The sequence below is a fragment of the Acinetobacter sp. ANC5681 genome (genome assembly GCF_023488045.1).
Taxonomy (GTDB): Bacteria; Pseudomonadota; Gammaproteobacteria; order Pseudomonadales; family Moraxellaceae; genus Acinetobacter.
Map to the genome: position 1 here is coordinate 1 of NZ_JAMFKZ010000017.1, position 19,368 is coordinate 19,368.

Sequence of the window (19,368 nt, forward strand, 5' to 3'; positions counted from 1 at the left end):
AAATCAAATGGCAGAAGACTTTTATCGGTTAGCTGCCTAGAATCTCCCAAGTGAAAGTCTCCTGCTAATTCAGCACACATCAAAATTATCAAAGTTCTGCTATTAATCTCCTTTGGCTAAGTGTTTTTTTTACAAGCTGCATAAAAACTATTGATTGTTTATGATAAATAGATCAAGCAAAGATATTTGAATAGTATGGATAAAGATTTTAAGTCAGAAACTTATAAGGTAGATGAAAGTACGACTGATACCATTCTATGGTTGATGCAGCATCAGGATATTTTTGATTCTTTCCATTTTGATGTACATACTCAAGAGTTGTCAGTCACACATGCAGCAGGTGTGGATATTATTCGTGTAGGAATGTTTTTAAATTCCAAATACGGTATTTTAGTGACATCAATTTAATATGATCGGAAAAAGCCTTGTCAAATAACAAGGCTTTTTTTGTTTATGCACTCATAGCATCTACGGAGAGTTCAGCAACAGTTGGTTTCGGTTTTTCTGCTGTTAAACCTAATTTAGCAAATAGGATTTGGTCTTTACCTTCTCCAGCATTAGGCGTAGTCAATAACTTATCACCAGAAAAAAGCGAGTTTGCACCTGCCATGAATGCAAGCGCTTGATCTGAATCACTCAGTGATTCGCGTCCTGCCGATAATCGAATATAACTATGAGGCATAATGATACGCGCAACCGCAATGGTACGAATCCATTCGGTCACATCCAGTTTTTCAACATCGGCAAGTGGTGTGCCTTCAATCGGAACCAGCATGTTGATTGGCACAGATTCAGGATGTACAGGCATGGTTGCAAGCTCATGCAGTAAACCAATACGGTCATTACGACTTTCACCTAAGCCAACGATACCACCACTACATACTTTCATACCCGCTTGACGTACATGATCTAAAGTATCTAAACGATCATCAAAAGTACGCGTACTAATAATATGTGAATAGTATTCACGGGAAGTGTCGAGATTGTGATTGTAATAATCTAAACCTGCATCTTTTAAACGCTCTGCCTGAGACTGATTCAACATCCCCAAAGTCATACAGGTTTCCATGCCTAACGCTTTCACTTCACGAACCATTTCCAGCACATAAGGCATGTCACGTTCGTGTGGATTGCGCCAAGCAGCGCCCATGCAGAAACGGGAAGAGCCAGACTCTTTTGCTGCCTGTGCTTCACGAATGACCTTATCCACCGCAATCCGTTTTTCTGCTTCTAGTTTTGAATCGTAATGGGCCGATTGTGAGCAATATTTACAGTCTTCTGGACATTTACCTGTCTTGATTGAAAGCAGGGTGCTGACCTGAATGGTATTTGCCTGAAAATGCTGACGATGAACGCCTTGTGCCTCAAATACTAAGTCTAAAAAAGGTTGGTCATATAAAGCTTGGATTTCATCACGAGTCCAGTCATTACGTAAAGTCATTGTTATATCCATGATGATCGATTACAAACATTGAGATTAATCATACAGAAATCGTGCCAAAGCCAAAGGGCAAAAAACATCATTTTTCTATTCAGGTACGTTTATTTGCTGCAATTGTTGTTGAATTGCCCACTCAATATGTACATTGACAATCTCATCGTGTAGAGCTTTTGCTTCTTTCAATTGGCTCACGATTTCAGCCGAGTATGGAGCATTTCCCAAGCCGATTGCAATATTCCGTTTAAAGGATTGGTAGCCTGTACGGCGTATTGGACTGCCTTCAGTGTTGGTAAGAAAAGTCGCCTCATCCCATTGCCAGATATCCAGTAGACTGATGTGATCTAGACCATGACGGGGATTAAAATCTGGAATGGATGCAGTTTTGGCAAAGCTATTCCACGGGCAAATCAACTGACAGTCATCACAACCAAAAATACGGTTGCCTATGCCTGAACGTAATTCTTCTGGAATGATGCCTTTATATTCAATGGTTAAGTAAGCAATACATTTTCTGGCATCCAGCATATAAGGTTCAACAATCGCTTGGGTTGGGCAAATGTCGATACAGGCAGTACATGAACCGCAATGTGCAGTCGCAGGCTGATCAAAAGGCAATTCAAGTGAGGTAAATAGTTCACCCAAAACAAAAAAGGAACCTGATTTTTTATGGATGAGTAGGGTATGTTTGCCTGTCCAACCCATACCCGCACTTTCGGCTAGAGATTTCTCAAAAATAGGAGCCGAGTCGGCAAAAGGACGTGATTCAAAATCGCCCACTTTTTCCCTGATTTGGGTGGCTAAGGTTTTAAGTCGTCCACGCATGATTTTATGATAATCACGCCCACGTGCATAACGCGCAATAATGGCTGAATTTGGTTCAAATGGTACATAACGGGGCTTGGGTGATGCCACAAGATAGTTCATTCGCACACAAATAATGCTTTTAGTTCCAGGTACAAGCAATGTTGGATCAGCACGTTTTTCTAGGTTTTCCTCTAAATAGTGCATATCTGCATGGTAACCCCGTTTTAAATATTCTTTAAAACGTGGCATTTGATCTTGAGCATCAGGCTTGGCAATGACACAATCAGAAAAACCCAAAGCCAAAGCCTGAGCTTTGATCCAGTCTTTAAGCTCTTGAGGATCAAGCTGCTGAAGCTCAATTTTATCAAGTGATTTTCCAGAGGATGTGGTTGAAGCCATAAACCAATAATTAGGGGATAACATGCAACGTTCAGTTTACCATAGCCAAAGCATTCAAGCATGGGAGCAGCGTTGGTTTGCACAGCAAAATTCATCTTTAGGACTGATGCAACAAGCAGCTTGGACAATCTCACAGCAGTTAATTGAACCATTTAATAAAAATAAAATTCAAAAGATCGCAATTTGGTGTGGACAAGGTAATAACGCAGGTGACGGTTACTATATCGCTGCTTTTCTAAAGCAACATGGATTTCACATCACGGTTTATGCAGCTGAACTCGGTCAATCTTTAGATTTAAAACAAGCTGTACAATATGCACTGTTAAATCGAGTTGATATTAAAAGTATCGATTATTTATTGTCGGAAAATACGAATCACCAAGAAATTCCAACTTTTGATTGTCATATTGATGCTCTGTTTGGCATAGGTCTCAATCGAATGCTAGATCAAAAATGGCAGTCGATCATCCAGTTGTTTAACTCACAGATTGGTTTAAAGATTGCTATCGATATTCCGAGTGGGCTACATGCCAATACAGGTCAAGCTTTACCATGTGTAATACAAGCCGATCATACCTTTACCATTTTAGGATATAAGGCAGGGCTGTTTACTGGGCAAGGTAAGGAATATGTGGGAAAACTACATTTAGTCAGCTTGATCCCAATTGATGCAGAATTAAAACCACTTGCATATCTATCACCTGAAAAAATTGTATTACCGAAACGCCAAGCTTTTGGACATAAAGGAAGTTATGGGCATGTACTTGTTGTTGGTGGTCATGCGGATATGGGCGGAGCCGTGATTATGTCTGCTGAAGCTGCTTTTCATGCAGGTGCTGGAAAAGTTAGTGTGGTCTGTCATGCCAAACACTATCAGGCCATTCTGTCGCGTTCACCAAACATTATGGTGCGAGATATTAATTCGTTGGATCAAGATGCAATCCAAACCTTATTAAACCATGTGGATGCAGTCTGTTTTGGTATGGGTTTGGGACGGGATGAATGGGCAGAGCAGATTTATCAGCAATGGTTCGATTTACTCAACCAAAATTCGCATTTAGAAGTGGTATTGGATGCAGATGGGCTTTGGTTTTTGGCAAAACATCCTCAAAAATTAAATACTCATGTTTACGCAACCCCACATCCTGGTGAAGCAGCAACTTTATTGGGTTGTACGGCTGCGGACATTGAGCAAGATCGTATTGCAGCAATTTATCAGCTAGAGCAAAAATATGCAGGACAATGGGTGCTTAAAGGGGCAGGTAGCTTGGTCTTAGAAGCTGAATTATTTATCTGTACCCAAGGCAATGCAGGAATGGGTACAGGAGGAATGGGGGATGTGCTCGCAGGTATGATTGCCAGTTTAAAAGCACAATTTCATGAGCAAGTCGCATTGCATGAAATTGTGAGTTTGCATGCACAGGCAGGGAATTTACTGGCTGAACATGGAATGCGTGGTTTACAAGCACACGAAATGGGCAAAATGATTTACACAGTGGTAAATCAAGAAAACTAACGCCTTCTACTACTTGAACGACTCCGTCCACGAGCCATACCACCGAGCGCATTTAACACCGCCATTTTGCTCATACTGCCTGAAGCATGGGCATGACAGATTGCAGCAGCTAACGCATCGGCTGCATCAGCCTGTGGTTGAATGCTTAAGTTCAATAAACGCATCACCATCATTTGAACTTGCTCTTTTTCAGCAGCGCCGTAACCTACCACTGACTGTTTGATTTGACGAGCAGTATATTCCGCGACTTGTAGGTCTAAATTGACCAATGCCGCAATTGCCGCACCACGGGCTTGTCCAAGTTTTAAAGCAGAATCAGGGTTCTGCGCCATGAAAACTTGTTCAACGGCAGCCTCAGTAGGACCGTGAAATTTAACAATACGTTCAACACCTGCAAAAATACGTTTTAGTCGTTCAGGCATTGCTTGAGTTTCAGTACGAATGGTTCCTGCATCGACAAAACGTAGTTTATTGCCATCTTTTTCGATAATTCCATAACCTGTTAAGCGTGAACCAGGATCAATACCAATAATTAATGACATGTCGAACTATAAAAATGAAAGATTGTTGATATTGTTACATAGCAGGCTTCTTGATACATAATATTTTTGTAGGATTTTGAATTATAAGAAAATAGTGGATTTATTAAACAGAGTTGGTTTTATTGAGTGCATATTCCAAAATTTGGTCTCTTTCGAACAGATCAACTAGTAAGACTTATTTTGGTTGGTTTTTAGTCAACTTGTGTTTAATTTGAGCGTTAGGCAGTAAATTATGTGCTTTTTCTAAAAAAAATTTGCATTGTGGGGGAGATGGGCGTATAAAGCATCTCATTGATCAAACATGTTGATCAAGATGTTGATGCGGGATGGAGCAGTCTGGTAGCTCGTCGGGCTCATAACCCGAAGGTCGTTGGTTCAAATCCAGCTCCCGCTACCACTTTAAAGTTAATTGAATATTAGCTCTGTGATTATTGAATTGTTGTTATCTGAAAGATTAGACAGCAATTAAGTTAGCTGAAATAACCCTAAAGAAAGCTAAAAATTATTAGATTCTAGAATTGTAGTTTACCTCTCTCCATATATCTAGCGTTATAGTAAATCCAAATCGATCACTTGAGCTCAGAAATGAGTGATTTTGTGTTGAAAATTATTAATGAATGGCGTGTAGCCAAAGCCAGCAATGGCAATGAAATTTGTGTGCAAATTATCCCGCTGAAACGTCAACAAAATACGTTGGATGGTTTCAAATGGGTAGAGGTTGGAAAGAAAATCCAGCTAGAGTCGGGTCGAGAAGTCGATTTTAATCTAGATGGGAAAAGCTTCTATACCGATGTTAATCAGCTTTATCGATTAATATAGATAATTTACGCACTTGAAGTATCTATTGGTTAAAGATAGATTGGGTTAAATCAATATTCATAATTTGATTTAATTCATAAATGAACAAAGTTTAAAGGTTTAAAAGTATGTCTGATACAGTTACTGGTACTGTTAAGTGGTTTAACGAAACTAAAGGTTTTGGTTTCATTCAAGCTGATTCTGGCCAAGATGTTTTTGCTCACTTCAGTGAAATCCAAAGCAATGGTTTCAAAGTATTAAACGAAGGCCAACGCGTTTCGTTTGTACTTGGTCAAGGTAAAAAAGGACCACAAGCAACTACAATTAAAGTTATCTAATAAGATTGCTTGAAAAAAAAGCTCACTTTATGTGGGCTTTTTGTTATATCCAAAAACTATCTTTTGATTTCTAGTTGTGCTATGCATGAGATTCTAAGCTTTATAGAGGTTGATCTTCTGCCTAAAAGCCGAATTTTGTATAAGAAAGCAATCAGTAAATTTGTATATAAGAAAATCTTAAATGAGAAAGATAAAATATTTTTTATGATCTCTTGTCAGTAAATCTTAAGTTTTATAAGTTGTGTAACTACACTATCAAAGCTAATTTTTTGATTTAGAAAAGAATGTTATTTTTACATGATTTGGTTTATTAAAGCTCAACCTCTTTCATTCAAGAGATAAAACTTTCAATACTTTCATACATGCACTATCTCGTATGACTTAAAATTTGCTATGCTTGCAGTATCTGTCAAATAAAGATAGATTAAGTTAAGTCAGGATGAAAATTTTGATTTAATTTATAAATGAACAAATTTTAAAAGGTTTAAAAGTATGTCTGATACAGTTACTGGTACTGTTAAGTGGTTTAACGAAACTAAAGGTTTTGGTTTCATTCAAGCTGATTCTGGTCAAGATGTTTTTGCTCACTTCAGCGAAATCCAAAGCAAAGGTTTTAAAGTATTACAAGAAGGCCAACGCGTTTCTTTCGTACTTGGTCAAGGTAAGAAAGGACCACAAGCAACGCTCATCACTGTTATCTAATTTTTAGACCAGTAAAAAAAAGCTCACATATGTGGGCTTTTTTGATGTTTTTTATGTGCGAGAAAAGCATAAAATAATTTTTAAATATAATTATTTGATTGAGATAAATGAAATTTTACAATTTTTGAAATGCTAAAAGCGATTGTTTTTTAATAGGATTTTTTAGTAATACAACTATTCGCCCCCAATTTTTCATGTACAGTTAGATAATGTTTGTGCCGAAAAAGTAAAGTGGTGTATATTAAATAATAACTAGAAGAATAACACTGTTGATTCAGAAAATCTTTCATCTCGTAGTTTAGATAAACCTTTCGTGTTATCAGATTTAATCTCAGAGTTTATGATTCCAAGTTACTTGCTGCTAAGCATTCCAAATATTTCTAATAGGTTAAATATATGTCTAACACTGTGACTGGTACAGTTAAATGGTTCAATGAAACTAAAGGTTTTGGCTTTATTCATGCGGATTCTGGGCAAGATGTATTTGCTCATTTTAGTGAAATCCAAAGTAACGGTTTTAAGGTTTTACATGAAGGACAACGTGTTTCATTCACTATTGCTGATGGTAAAAAAGGACCTCAAGCAACTGGTATTACAGTAATTGCTCAAAACTAAACATCTAAATTAAAAAAGCTCACAATAGTGAGCTTTTTTAATTTTCGGATAGTATCTATAAATTTTAATCATTATTATTTCTTATAATATACCTATTTTTGTCACAATTTAACCTATTGGTTAAAAAATTGCTCTAGCAGATTATTAGACTTTTTGCTAATTTTAACTGGTGGATTATTTAGGCAAATTAACAATTGCCGTACATTAAATGAGCGCAAAGTTATGGAAAACTTAGAGCAATTGACTCAAGGGCTTGAGCAAGAAGTTCATGTACATTGTAAACGATCTATAGGTACGTTGTTGTTTAGTTTCCTAGTTTTGATCGCAACGAGCTTCTAGTGAAAAAAGCACCTTAGGGTACTGCTGTCTCACAAATATCACAAGAAGAACCTCAACTGAGGTTCTTCTTGTTTATTCCATTTTTTGTCAGGTAAAAACAAAGCCTTCAATGGTTTCCTTTCAAATAAATTCACCTGAATAATTCTTAATAATCTTTGAATACTCCATCGTTCTTGTGCCATATGTTTCGCAAAACTCACCAGTAAATACGCGATTAGTGCAATCCATATTTGTGTTTGTATCGCATTGCGGCTACGGCCTAGAAACGATTTCAATTTAAGGTGATAAAGCTTTTCCTGTTGTGATTCGAGATTAGATTCAATATCCCTCAAGCTTTGACGGCATGATAGTTGGGACATTAATATTGCAATAAATTGATCCCATCGTGTTGCTGATCTTAATTTTTGTCCTTGATGGTATTGTTTTGCAAGACGTTCAAAATCTTGTCTCAAAATGGGCTTGAGTAATTGATGAAATACCGTATTCTGATGTGAAAAAACCTGAATCCTTGTAGTTGAAGTGTTTGTTCGCACTTATATTTTAACTACTTTGGACTCAGGTTTTTTTATTTAACTCTAACTATGGGACAGCAGTGCCTAAGGTACTTTTTAGAATGATTAATGATGACGATGTTTTTTCTTTTTCCAATGGCGTTTGTTATCTTGGCGATTGTCATAATCACGATCTTGACCAACTTGACGACCTAATGCTGCACCGCCCGCTGCACCGGCTGCCGCTCCGATATATCCACCTGTGGTTCCACCTACATTTTTACCTACAGTGTAGCCACCAACACCACCTAGACCACCTCCAATCGCAGCTTCAGTACGAGTACGTTTGCTACTTGCAGCCGCCGCACCGCCAGCACCACCGACAGCAGAGCCAATCATCGCACCATTATTACCACCAATTTCTTTACCAATTGCTGTACCAACAACACTACCTAAAGCAGAAGTTGCTGCAACACGTGTGGCATTATCAGCATACACGCTGGTTGCTAGAGTTGAGCTTGCTAAAATTGCGCTCAATAACAAAATATTCGCTTTCATTTTGACTCCATGTTCCCAGTAATGGGACATCTTTTTAATGACTGCAAATGTAACAAAGTTTGAGAAAGAAAATATGGAGATACCGACAGAAATTATTACTACTTAGTAAGGAGAATATAGTGTTTTGTTAATAACAATCCTGAATAATGTGAAATAAATATTTGTAATCAATCAAATACTGATTTAATTCACAAAAAGAGGCTTAAACGACAAGCACTCTTTAATGGATTGTAATTAATCTAATGGAACTTTCTTACTCGACTCTTCTTCTAATTTGGGTTGATGAGAATTTATTTCTTGTTGATGACGTAAATGATCGAGATCACGAATGTTCTTTTGGGTCGCTGTGACGCCAAACAAACTGAGTAAGAAAGACATAATGTAGTACCCTTTTTCACTTAAAGTGAGCGTAGCGTTAGTTAAACTAAATAGTAATAATCCAATGCAAATACCAACTGATGCCCAACAAAGTGCAACATAAATCATAGTCACAAGTATTTCTTCTAATTGATCCCGTAATGTTTTTTGTAGTGAGATCGTGGAGAACAGTCCATATAATAGAATGATCAAATAATAGCCTTTTTCATGCAGAGGCATTTCTGCATTCCACAATCCAATCATAAAACCAACAACACCAATAAGAACCGCAAGCCAGCTTGCGGCTGTGAAGGCGAGTGTAGGGCGGTTTATTAAATTACTCATGGTTTATCCTATTGTTTTATCATTCTAATTTATCTTTGATTATTTATATCGAAGCACAGGTAAGAGAACAACCTATACATACTAAAAAAACGCAGAATTTGTGATGAAATAATAGGGGATTGGTAAGTTACCTAGTTTCTCTATGTCTTTTAAGCCTTAGAATCTGTAAACTACGCGCAATTTTTTGATTTTGCTCGTGCTTCATTATTTTGATCGGCACTGAGTCTTTAGTTTTGAGATATTCCGCCCATGAAAGCATCACTCCGTTTAAGACTGGATCAACTTTGTGATCGTCACGAAGAGCTGACTGCATTGCTCGCTGATGTAGAAGTAATTTCGGACAATAAACGTTTTCGTAAATTGTCTCGCGAACATAATGATTTAACAGAAATCACTGAGGTTTGGAGCAAATATCGTCAAGCTGAAGAAGATATTGAAACGGCTGAAATAATGAAATCAGATCCCGATTTCAAAGATATGGCTGAAGAAGAAATTAAAGAAAATAAAGCGCTTCTCGTTAATCTCGAAGAACAATTAAATGTTCTAATGATTCCGAAAGATCCAAATGATGCGAATGCAGCCTATCTTGAGGTGCGTGCGGGTACAGGTGGTGATGAAGCTGCGATCTTCTCGGGTGATTTATTCCGTATGTATAGCAAATATGCTGAAACACAAAGTTGGCGTATTGAAGTACTTTCGGAAAATGAAGGTGAGCATGGCGGTTATAAAGAAATCATTTGCCGTATTGATGGCGAAGGCGTCTATGGTCGTTTGAAATTTGAGAGTGGTGCACACCGTGTTCAACGTGTACCTGCGACTGAATCTCAAGGTCGTGTACACACTTCAGCGTGTACTGTTGCGATTCTGCCAGAAGTGGATGTAGATACCACAGTTGAAATCAATCCCGCCGATCTGCGCATTGATACCTATCGTGCATCAGGTGCAGGTGGTCAGCATATTAACAAAACCGATTCTGCGGTGCGTATTACCCATATTCCATCGGGTGTGGTAGTGGAATGTCAGGAAGAGCGTTCGCAACATAAGAATAAAGCCAAAGCGATGGCATTGTTAGTCTCACGTTTAGAAAATGCTAAACGTGCAGCCGCTGATGCAGCAACTTCAGAAATGCGCCGTGACCTCGTCGGTTCAGGTGATCGTTCTGAACGTATTCGTACCTATAACTACCCTCAAGGTCGTATGACTGATCACCGTATTAACCTGACTTTATATAAGTTGGATGCAATTATGGAAGGTGATTTAACGGAATTGCTGGATAGCTTACATCGTGAATATCAGGCGGATCAGTTGGCGATGCTTGCGCAGGAAAATGGCGGCTAATGAATATTGCTCAAGCCTTAGAAATCAAAGGTGAAATTGATAGCTATGAACGTCAAGAGGCGGCATGGCTACTTGAACACCTACTAGGTATCAATGCTTTAGAACTCAAATTAAGACTTGAGCAAGAGTTGACTGAAATACAGGAACAGGCTTTTTTAGAAGGGCTTGCACGTATCGAACAGGGTGAGCCTTTGGCTTATGTCACAGGTTCACAACCTTTTTGGACGTTGGATTTAAAGGTCACCCATGACACTTTAGTTCCACGCCCAGATACTGAAATTTTGGTAGAAACGGTGCTCAAACTGCCACTCGATCAACATGCGAATATTGTTGACCTAGGCACAGGAACAGGCGCAATTGCTTTGGCGCTCGCAAGTGAGCGTCCGCAATGGCAAGTCACTGCAACTGATATATACGCACCAACTTTAGACGTGGCGCAGGACAATGCAGTTCGACACGGGCTGTTGCAAGTGAAGTTCGCTTGTGGGGCTTGGTTCGAGGCTTTAGAGCAGCAACAGTTTGATTTGATTGTCTCCAATCCGCCGTATATTGATCCTGATGATGTACATATGCAAAAGCTCAAGTCTGAACCTGAGCGAGCATTGGTTGCTGATAAGCAGGGTATCGCAGATATTGAAACCATTATTACCCAAGGCAAAGATTGGCTTAAACCCAATGGTTGGATTGTCCTTGAGCATGGTTATGATCAAGGGCAAGCGGTACGAGATATTTTTGAACAACAAGGTTTTAAGCAGATTCAGACTATCAAGGATTATGGTGGCAATGACCGTGTCAGTCTAGGACAAAAAACTATTTAAGCTTCTATTTTACTAAATAGTGTTTTCGCACGATAAGCACCGGGACTAACGCCTGTCCATTTTTTAAAAGCGCGATGAAATGCACTTGGATCATGGAAATGCAAATCATCACTGATGTTCTGAATTGAATCATTGCTTTTACTGAGCCGTTCAATTGCAATATCGCAGCGAATATCATTTTTTAGCTGCTGATAACTGACACCTTCTTGTTTTAAACGGCGTTGAATGGTTGCCGTTGACATATTCAGTTGTTGGGCAATTTCTTTGAGTTCATCCCACTCTGAGGGTGGTTGTAAAAGCAGTTGACGACGTATTTGCAAGCTTAAAGAATTTTCATTTTTAAAGCGAACTATTAGGTTGTAAGGCGTTTGTCTGAGAAAGTCATTTAAAGCCTGTTTATCTTTTTTGATTTTGTGTTTGAGGTAGTTTGCATCAAATTCAATGAGATTTTGATCAGCATTAAATTGAATATCTTCGCAAAAACGAACACGATAATCCTGTATTTCGACAGGTTGATGACATTTAAAGGTCATTTTCTGAAAAGGGATGCGCTGGTCACTTAGCCAACACATTAAACTATGGACTAACATCAAATAGGTCGAATAAGTAAACATTCGTTTAGGATGTTCACGGTCATGCAAAATTAAGTATGCTTTTGCACCTTGTTGAATCAATTCACCTTGAATGTCATCCAACACTAAACTCAGAAACTTTAAGATTTCTTGAATAGCTTGTTCTAATGTTTCTGCACTGAATGCCAACTTTGCCAATAAGCTATAGCTTCCTCGACGCATTGGATGGCGATCCATTCCTAGAAACTCATCATTCATATGTTCTGCTAGCTCAATCCACAATCGTGCACATTGCATCACTTGAACACGGGCTTTGGTTGAACTGAGCAGTTCGACTGAAACGCCTGCTTGATTAGCAATATGAAGAATATCTAAACCTCGACTTGCGGCAACACTCAATGCTTCACGAATTAAAGCAATTGAAATTGTATCTTTAGCAGAATTAAGATCGATATCGGCGCTTTTGTTCATATAAAAATGAAATATAGAAGAGTAAATAGGTTGAATGCTCAAAAGTCGCATCACTTTTGCTACTTTTAGGAATTGTATCGGAAAAAACTTGGCTTTACTCTCGCTTATAAAAATTTATATTTTTAATTTACGAGGAAATTTAGATGAAAATTCAAGGAAAACATTTTGTTATTACTGGTGGTGGCTCTGGTTTAGGTGCTGCAACAGCAGAGGTTCTCATTAAACAAGGTGCGACGGTTACCTTAGTCGATATGAATATTGAAGCGGGTGAACAACAGGCACAAGCATTAGGTGCACAAGCTGAATTTGTAAAATTAGATGTAACTGATGAACAAGCTGCAGAGCAATTCTTTAAAGATGTTGTTGCAAAATATGGTGCGGTATATGGACTAGTCAACTGTGCAGGGATTGGACCCTCAGCAAAAGTTGTGGGCAAAGAATCTGTACATGATTTAGCTATGTTCTCAAAAACCTTACATATCAACGTAACGGGTACATTTAACATGTTGCGTTTCGCAGCAGATGCAATGAGTAAAAATATTGTTGCTGAAGGCGATGAAGATCGTGGGGTGATTGTAAATACAGCTTCAGTTGCTGCTTTTGATGGGCAAATTGGACAAGCGGCTTATTCTGCATCAAAAGGTGCTGTAGTTGCGATGACGCTTCCGATTGCGCGCGAGTTAGCACGTCATCAAATTCGTGTTTTAACCATTGCACCAGGGATTATGGAAACTCCAATGCTGAAAGGCTTACCGCAAAATGTACAAGATGCCTTAGGGCAAATGGTGCCTTATCCATCACGTTTGGGACGTCCTGAAGAGTTTGGTCGTTTGGTTGCACATATTGCTGAAAATTCATATTTAAATGGTGAAGTGATCCGCTTAGATGGCGGTATTCGTATGGCTGCGAAATAAATTTATTTAAACCATTTATAGATTTATTTATAAAACAGTTGTGAATGAAAATTTACAACTGTTTTTGTGTTGATATGGTTTATTCATAAACTAGCTTTGAGTTTTAGTCATTTCTGCTGGTTTTTGTACAATTTTGCAAATCATTCATTCACTCAATAGGGGGTGTATAGATGAAATATCCAATTTTGATCTGTTCTGCATCTAGCTCGTTTTTAAATGGTTGTGTTACAAATAGAATCCAACAGGCGGCAACTAAAATGCTCATTCTTCCAACTGTATGTTCACTTATGCAGTAACCTAAATCATGCATGTTATGCGTCAATGAAGGTGCTCCTAAGCGAGCATGGTGCTGCCAATAAATAGCTTTTAAATCAGTATATTTCTGATGGACATACATCTGTCGCTTTCGCCAAGCATAGTATCCCGAAGTGCTAACACTTAGATATTTACAGGCACAAGAAACCGTAACCTTAGTCACAGCTAGACTTTGAATTACCGTTTTAAGGCGTAGGCTTAAAAGTGAAGGAAATAATATTCAAGATATTCGAAATCAAGTACGACTAGGATATGGTTTGCACTGATTACAAACCAGGCAATTACATATTGGTAATATTGCTGAACAATGTGGTTATCAATCTCAGTCTCGATTTACAGATCAGTTCAAACTGCTGTTTGGCATGACACCAAGAGAACTTCGTAAAAAAAATATGTAATTTAAGATCATTTATTCAAGTATAGCCATTCGTTAATCGAGAGCTATAAGCTGTTAAAGTCGATAAAATATGTGATTTTGTAATCACTTCGAATATATTACTCAATTATCGGATCATAAAATCAGCATTAGGTTTTTATATGCATATTGATTTAAACAGCGACTTAGGCGAAAGCTATGGTGCTTGGAAAATGGGAAATGATGAGCAAATTCTTGCGATTGTGAGTAGCGCCAATATTGCATGCGGTTTTCATGCAGGCGATCCTGTCAATATGTTAAATACCTTAAAACAAGCGGCTGCTCAAAATGTTAGTGTGGGAGCGCATGTTTCGTATCCAGATCGGGTTGGTTTTGGTCGCCGTAATATGGATGTATCTTATGATGAATTATACGCAGATGTCCTTTATCAAATCTCAGCGCTGCAAGGGTTGGCTCAAATCGCTGGAACAAAAGTGACTTACGTCAAACCACATGGTGCTTTATATAACACTATTGCCACCAATTTAACTCAAGCTCAAGCAGTGATTGATGCAATACAGCATTCAGATAAAAATTTAGTGTTAGTTGCATTGGCGGGTTCGCCTTTAATTAATTTTGCTCGTAAGCAGGGAGTTGGCGTTATTTCTGAAGCATTTGCTGATCGTGCTTATCATCGTAATGGTGAACTAGTTTCACGCCGTTTAGAAGGTGCTGTTTTACATGATGCAGAAGTCGTAGCTCAACGTGTACTGAGCATGATTCAGAATGGAGGTATTGAGTCGATTGAAGGGGATTTCACTACAATTCAGGCAGATACCATTTGTTTGCATGGTGATACCTTTGGGGCGGTACAAATGGCAGAAAAGATTCGCCAAGTATTGTTAGAAAATCAAATTGAAGTTCGTGCTTTTAGTCTTTGAATGAGTTTTAAACATTTTAAAAGAGCTATTTTATGCGATTTCTATCCGTTAATTTAGATTGTTTTTTGATTGAGCTTGAAAGTTTAGAAGAAACAATGGCGGTTCATTACTGCTTAAAACAAGCACAGCATCCTCATATAAAAGAACTTATTCCTGCGGCACGTAGCATACTGATTTATTTTGATTCGTTATTGGTCGAGATGCATACACTGATTCGATGGATTTCAAGCCAAAAAATCAGTCAGGATACTTTGCGTCAAGGGAAGGAAATCGTTATCGGTGTGCGCTATAACGGTATTGATTTAAATAATGTTGCTGAATATTTAGGAATAAGTACTGAACAAGTCATTCAGAAACATACCAACTCTTATTGGCAAGTTGCATTTATTGGCTTTGCTCCCGGCTTTGCTTATCTAACCAATCCTGAGCAAGTATTTAGGAGTATTCCACGCTTAGCATCACCACGTAAAAAAGTTAGTGCAGGGGCAGTAGGTTTAGCAGGCGAATATAGCGGTATTTATCCTCAAGATAGTCCGGGAGGATGGCAGTTGATTGGACAGACTGATGAGATATTGTGGGATATTCATCGACAACAGCCTGCTTTATTACTGCCGAGTGATCATGTCATCTTTAAGGATGATAGTCATAATCCAACCCAAATTTGTGTGCCTGCTCAGAGATTTTCTCAAAGAAAATCGATTAAAAAACCTGCTGTGTTACGCGTTAAAAATGTTGGCTTACAAGTATTGATCCAAGATGAAGGACGTAAAAATTTAGCTGAGCTAGGCGTGGGGCGGGCAGGTGCTATGGATCAAAAGGCATTTCGTCAGGCAAACTTAATTGTTGGCAATCCACAGAATGCAGCCGTCATGGAAGTTTTAAATGGTGGATTGCGATTACAGGTTTTAGAAGCAACAGTTATTGCTGTGACAGGTGCGGAAACGGAAGTCTGGATTACTTATATTGGCGCGGATAAAGTTAAAGTGGCTTTGTATCAGCCGATTGCTTTAGATTATGGTGATGAAATTTATATTTCAGCACCGAGTGCAGGGATTCGTAATTATATTGCGCTACGAGGCGGTATCGCTGTTGAGCAAGTACTAGAAAGTGCCAGTTATGATTCTTTGGCTGAATTGGGTACAAAACCAATTCAAGTGGGTGATGAGATTCATTTTGCCCAATTAAAAACGCAGCCTGTCAGCTTAAATCTAATACCGATTAAATTACCTAAACGAGATGAGATTATTGAAATAGATCTCGTGTTAGGGCCGCGTACAGATTGGTTTGCCGAAGAAAGCCTTGATTTATTGTTTAAACAAACTTGGTTAGTGAGCACAGAGAGTAATCGAATTGGATTGAGATTAGTGGGTGATCAGCCTTTAACGCGACAATTCGAGCAAGAATTACCGAGCGAAGGTTGTTGTACAGGTGCTTTGCAAATTCCTCCAAATGGTCAGCCTGTATTATTTATGAATGATCATCCTATTACAGGGGGTTATCCTGTGATTGCGGCGGTCGCATCCTATCATTTGGACTTAATTGCACAGATTCCAGCTGGTTGCCATATTCAATTTCGTAAAATTTATGATTTCATGGATGTCAAAAAAGATGCATAAAAAACATAAGCTGCTGATTGCGAATCGCGGAGAAATTGCTGTACGCATTATTCACGCATGTAAAGATATGGATATTACATCAGTGGCGATTTATGCAGATGATGATATTGCCAGTTTGCATGTTCAACTTGCAGATGAAGCTTGGGCATTATCAGGACAAACAGCACAGCACACTTATTTAGATATCAATAAAATTATTGATATTGCATATAAAGCCCAAGTGACCATGATTCATCCTGGTTATGGTTTTTTTATCAGAACGTGCCGAATTTGCCCAAGCTGTGATGGATGCGGGGCTGATTTGGATTGGACCATCTCCTGAAACTATCCATAAACTTGGTGACAAAATACAAGCGCGTAAAATTGCACAGTCGGTAAATGCACCTTTGGTTCATGGTACTGAACAACCACTTCAATCAGCTCAAGAAGCCGTATATTTTGCGAAACAGTATGGTCTGCCGATTGCGATAAAAGCTGCGTATGGTGGTGGTGGACGTGGTTTAAAAGTTGCTTGGCAATTGAATGAAGTTGCCGATTTATATGAATCGGCTGTGCGAGAAGCATTCGCTGCTTTTGATCGAGGAGAATGTTTTGTTGAACAATATTTAAATAAGCCTCGGCATTTGGAAGCACAAGTTATTGCTGATCAACAGGGACATATTGTCGTTGTAGGAACGAGAGATTGTTCTTTACAACGCCGTAATCAAAAGCTAGTCGAGGAAGCACCTGCACCATTTATTAATGAGCATATTGAAGCTCAGTTAGTGCAATCTGCTATTGCAATTTGCCGCGCTGCAGATTACGTCGGGGCAGGTACCGTCGAGTATTTACTTAGTCAAAATGGTCAACTTTCGTTCTTAGAGGTTAATACACGCCTACAAGTTGAGCACACAGTTACTGAGCAAACTACGGGCTTAGACTTAGTTGTAGAACAAATTCGAATTGCTTTAGGTCAACCACTTTCGATTCAAGAAATGCCAAAACCAATAGGACATGCAATTGAATTCCGAATTAATGCGGAAGATCCAGCACGTGGTTTTATCCCAGCATTTGGACAGCTTACTCGTTTTCACCCACCATCAGGAATTGGTATTCGTCTTGATACGGGGGTGATGACTGGAAGTGTTGTTTCAAGTCATTTTGATTCTTTAATTGCGAAATTAATTGTGACTGGTGCAACCCGCGAGATTGCAATTCAACGGGCCAAAAGAGCGCTTGCCCATTTTGAAATAGAGGGCATTGCTTCAGTATTACCATTCCATCGTGCAATCCTGTCAGATGCTGACTTTATGGATGAATTTAAAGTACATACACGTTGGATTGAACAAGATAGTCGCCATGATTATTCTCACTATTCACGTAGTAAACTGAGCAATCAAGTTGAATTACAACGTTATCCAATTGAAATAGATGGAAAGTTGCATCAGATTGGCTTACCAAATGGATTTTTTAGTTTAGTCGGGACACCCCCACCCAATCAGAAACAAAATGATTCTGATCAGAACCTAAGTAGTAATAGTGTCTTAGCACCGATGAGTGCTGTAATCACCGTGTGGAAAGTTCAAGAAAATGATCATGTAAACCAAGGTGAGACAATTGCAATTATGGAAGCAATGAAAATGGAGGTCCCTGTGATTGCTCCACAAACGGGGAAAATTCAAAAGCTGATAGAGATTAATCAGACTGTTGAAACGGATTCAAAAATTGCTGAGATAAATTAGAGTTTTTGTATATAAGACAGCTAAAGGATAAGCCATTAAATCTCTAAAATGAGATCTAATGGCTTTGGCTAAATTAACGACGTTTATTATAAACTGCCAGAGCAGCAGGTAAATTTTTACGCATATCACCAATACGTTGACTATTTGATGGGTGAGTTGATAAGAATGATGCACCACCAGCACCATCTAGACGATCCATTTTTTCCCAAAGACTAATTGCTGCATTTGGATTATATCCTGCTTTTGCCATCAGCATTAACCCACCAAAATCAGCGCGACTTTCTAAATTACGAGAATAGGGTAAACCAATACCAATTTGACTACCTAAAGCAATTGCCGCATTACCTGCTTCACCAATATTCGCACCCGCATAAGTCGTACCAATCCCAATCGCTAAGTTTGTAAGTGCTTGTGCACCAATTTTACTTTTGGCATGTTCTTCTAAGGCATGGGTCATTTCGTGTCCCATAATTGCTGCGATTTCATCATTGGTCAAATTCAGCTTGTTCACAATACCCGTATAGAAAACGACTTTCCCACCTGGCGCTACATAGGCATTTACAGTATCTGATTTTAGTACTGCTAACTGCCAATCAAAACGCTGACTGGTTTGGTTCATTTGGTCAGCATACGGTTTTAAGCGCAAAAATACTGAATTAATACGTTGATAAGTATTTGAGCTCATATCCAATTGATTCTTGGCACGAGCTTCCTGTGTCATCTTTGCAAAGCTTTGAGCCGACTGAGCATTTAATGTGGCACTGTCAGCACCTGCCATATCTGCAAATGATGCACAACCTGAAATCGTTATTACAGTCATTGCACAAAGGCTTAAAGCTAATTTTTTCATACTTATTTGCTCCAAATCAGTATCTTATAAATATACCCATGATTAACAAGAATTATAAAAAAAGTTTGCAAGGCTTTATATTCTGATTATCTCTATAATCATAGTAATTATGTAAGCAAAATTGATGAAAAGCTAAATAGCTCAGCTTCATCTGGATAAAATTAAAGCCAGTGGTTTGCACTGGCTTTGAAATTAGCTTAAAGCTAGAGGGG

General features: G+C 38.6%; 18 protein-coding genes, 1 tRNA gene and 4 pseudogenes. 14 read left to right on the forward strand and 9 right to left on the reverse strand.

The window, feature by feature from the left end:
* Positions 1 to 195 precede the first annotated feature (195 nt).
* Positions 196 to 408, forward strand: coding sequence for a hypothetical protein (locus M5121_RS10565; protein WP_249571154.1), 213 nt, complete (start codon positions 196 to 198; stop codon positions 406 to 408).
* 43 nt (positions 409 to 451) lie between these two features.
* Here M5121_RS10565 and bioB read toward each other — a convergent pair whose 3' ends face one another.
* Positions 452 to 1,441, reverse strand: a complete 990-nt coding sequence (bioB, locus tag M5121_RS10570) for a biotin synthase BioB (protein WP_249571155.1) — start codon at positions 1,439 to 1,441, stop codon at positions 452 to 454.
* Between the two features lie 87 nt (positions 1,442 to 1,528).
* Positions 1,529 to 2,644, reverse strand: a complete 1,116-nt coding sequence (queG, locus tag M5121_RS10575) for a tRNA epoxyqueuosine(34) reductase QueG (RefSeq protein ID WP_249571190.1) — start codon at positions 2,642 to 2,644, stop codon at positions 1,529 to 1,531.
* 22 nt (positions 2,645 to 2,666) lie between these two features.
* Here queG and M5121_RS10580 point away from each other — a divergent pair, with 22 nt between their 5' ends.
* Positions 2,667 to 4,160, forward strand: coding sequence for an NAD(P)H-hydrate dehydratase (locus M5121_RS10580; RefSeq protein WP_249571156.1), 1,494 nt, complete (start codon positions 2,667 to 2,669; stop codon positions 4,158 to 4,160).
* Here M5121_RS10580 and ruvC read toward each other — a convergent pair.
* Positions 4,157 to 4,702, reverse strand: coding sequence for a crossover junction endodeoxyribonuclease RuvC (ruvC, locus tag M5121_RS10585; protein WP_005159580.1), 546 nt, complete (start codon positions 4,700 to 4,702; stop codon positions 4,157 to 4,159). The two genes, M5121_RS10580 and ruvC, sit on opposite strands and share 4 nt — an antisense overlap.
* A 320-nt stretch (positions 4,703 to 5,022) precedes the next feature.
* On the opposite strand from ruvC, the gene M5121_RS10590 reads away from it, so the two are divergent.
* From M5121_RS10590 to M5121_RS10610, 5 genes are all read left to right on the forward strand, one after another.
* Positions 5,023 to 5,099, forward strand: a tRNA-Met gene (locus M5121_RS10590).
* A gap of 188 nt (positions 5,100 to 5,287) precedes the next feature.
* Positions 5,288 to 5,521: a hypothetical protein gene (locus M5121_RS10595; protein ID WP_005159582.1), complete on the forward strand. Its 234-nt coding sequence runs from the start codon at positions 5,288 to 5,290 to the stop codon at positions 5,519 to 5,521.
* Positions 5,522 to 5,628: 107 nt separating this feature from the next.
* Positions 5,629 to 5,838, forward strand: a complete 210-nt coding sequence (locus tag M5121_RS10600) for a cold-shock protein (protein ID WP_004661816.1) — start codon at positions 5,629 to 5,631, stop codon at positions 5,836 to 5,838.
* A gap of 492 nt (positions 5,839 to 6,330) precedes the next feature.
* Complete coding sequence (locus tag M5121_RS10605; protein WP_004661817.1) at positions 6,331 to 6,540, forward strand: cold-shock protein; 210 nt, start codon at positions 6,331 to 6,333, stop codon at positions 6,538 to 6,540.
* A 396-nt stretch (positions 6,541 to 6,936) separates the two neighbouring features.
* Positions 6,937 to 7,155: a cold-shock protein gene (locus tag M5121_RS10610; protein WP_004661818.1), complete on the forward strand. Its 219-nt coding sequence runs from the start codon at positions 6,937 to 6,939 to the stop codon at positions 7,153 to 7,155.
* A gap of 539 nt (positions 7,156 to 7,694) precedes the next feature.
* Here M5121_RS10610 and M5121_RS10615 read toward each other — a convergent pair.
* From M5121_RS10615 to yiaA, 3 genes and pseudogenes are all read right to left on the reverse strand, one after another.
* Positions 7,695 to 8,000: pseudogene (locus M5121_RS10615) on the reverse strand (DUF4372 domain-containing protein); the annotation flags it as partial.
* A 111-nt stretch (positions 8,001 to 8,111) separates the two neighbouring features.
* Positions 8,112 to 8,543, reverse strand: coding sequence for a YMGG-like glycine zipper-containing protein (locus M5121_RS10620; RefSeq protein ID WP_005159589.1), 432 nt, complete (start codon positions 8,541 to 8,543; stop codon positions 8,112 to 8,114).
* Between the two features lie 234 nt (positions 8,544 to 8,777).
* Positions 8,778 to 9,245 carry an inner membrane protein YiaA gene (gene yiaA / locus M5121_RS10625; RefSeq protein ID WP_249571157.1) on the reverse strand — a complete coding sequence of 156 codons (468 nt, stop codon included), beginning with the start codon at positions 9,243 to 9,245 and terminating at the stop codon, positions 8,778 to 8,780.
* 249 nt (positions 9,246 to 9,494) lie between these two features.
* On the opposite strand from yiaA, the gene prfA reads away from it, so the two are divergent.
* Positions 9,495 to 10,583 carry a peptide chain release factor 1 gene (gene prfA / locus M5121_RS10630; RefSeq protein ID WP_005159595.1) on the forward strand — a complete coding sequence of 363 codons (1,089 nt, stop codon included), beginning with the start codon at positions 9,495 to 9,497 and terminating at the stop codon, positions 10,581 to 10,583.
* Complete coding sequence (prmC, locus tag M5121_RS10635; RefSeq protein WP_249571158.1) at positions 10,583 to 11,401, forward strand: peptide chain release factor N(5)-glutamine methyltransferase; 819 nt, start codon at positions 10,583 to 10,585, stop codon at positions 11,399 to 11,401. The genes prfA and prmC overlap by 1 nt, the downstream gene beginning before the upstream one ends.
* Here prmC and M5121_RS10640 read toward each other — a convergent pair.
* The gene (locus tag M5121_RS10640) at positions 11,398 to 12,444 is read right to left on the reverse strand and encodes an AraC family transcriptional regulator (protein WP_249571159.1); all 1,047 of its coding nucleotides are present in this window, start codon (positions 12,442 to 12,444) and stop codon (positions 11,398 to 11,400) included. The genes prmC and M5121_RS10640 overlap by 4 nt on opposite strands.
* Positions 12,445 to 12,587: 143 nt before the next feature.
* Between M5121_RS10640 and M5121_RS10645 the strand changes: the two genes are divergently transcribed.
* The gene (locus M5121_RS10645) at positions 12,588 to 13,358 is read left to right on the forward strand and encodes an SDR family NAD(P)-dependent oxidoreductase (protein ID WP_249571160.1); all 771 of its coding nucleotides are present in this window, start codon (positions 12,588 to 12,590) and stop codon (positions 13,356 to 13,358) included.
* Between the two features lie 262 nt (positions 13,359 to 13,620).
* On the opposite strand, the pseudogene M5121_RS10650 reads toward M5121_RS10645, so the two are convergent.
* Positions 13,621 to 13,857: pseudogene (locus M5121_RS10650) on the reverse strand (IS3 family transposase); the annotation flags it as partial.
* Between M5121_RS10650 and M5121_RS16000 the strand changes: the two are divergent.
* From M5121_RS16000 to M5121_RS10670, 4 genes and pseudogenes are all read left to right on the forward strand, one after another.
* Positions 13,853 to 14,071: pseudogene (locus tag M5121_RS16000) on the forward strand (helix-turn-helix domain-containing protein); the annotation flags it as partial. The pseudogenes M5121_RS10650 and M5121_RS16000 overlap by 5 nt on opposite strands.
* Positions 14,072 to 14,210: 139 nt before the next feature.
* On the forward strand, positions 14,211 to 14,969 hold the full coding sequence (locus M5121_RS10660) for a LamB/YcsF family protein (RefSeq protein ID WP_249571161.1): 759 nt from the start codon (positions 14,211 to 14,213) through the stop codon (positions 14,967 to 14,969).
* Positions 14,970 to 15,001: 32 nt separating this feature from the next.
* Positions 15,002 to 16,585 carry a 5-oxoprolinase subunit B/C family protein gene (locus tag M5121_RS10665; RefSeq protein WP_249571162.1) on the forward strand — a complete coding sequence of 528 codons (1,584 nt, stop codon included), beginning with the start codon at positions 15,002 to 15,004 and terminating at the stop codon, positions 16,583 to 16,585.
* Positions 16,578 to 18,306, forward strand: a pseudogene (locus M5121_RS10670) (acetyl/propionyl/methylcrotonyl-CoA carboxylase subunit alpha). The gene M5121_RS10665 and the pseudogene M5121_RS10670 overlap by 8 nt, the downstream one beginning before the upstream one ends.
* Before the next feature lie 73 nt (positions 18,307 to 18,379).
* Here the strand turns inward: M5121_RS10670 and M5121_RS10675 are convergent.
* Positions 18,380 to 19,156, reverse strand: a complete 777-nt coding sequence (locus M5121_RS10675) for a M48 family metallopeptidase (protein ID WP_249571163.1) — start codon at positions 19,154 to 19,156, stop codon at positions 18,380 to 18,382.
* Between the last annotated feature and the right edge of the window lie 212 nt (positions 19,157 to 19,368).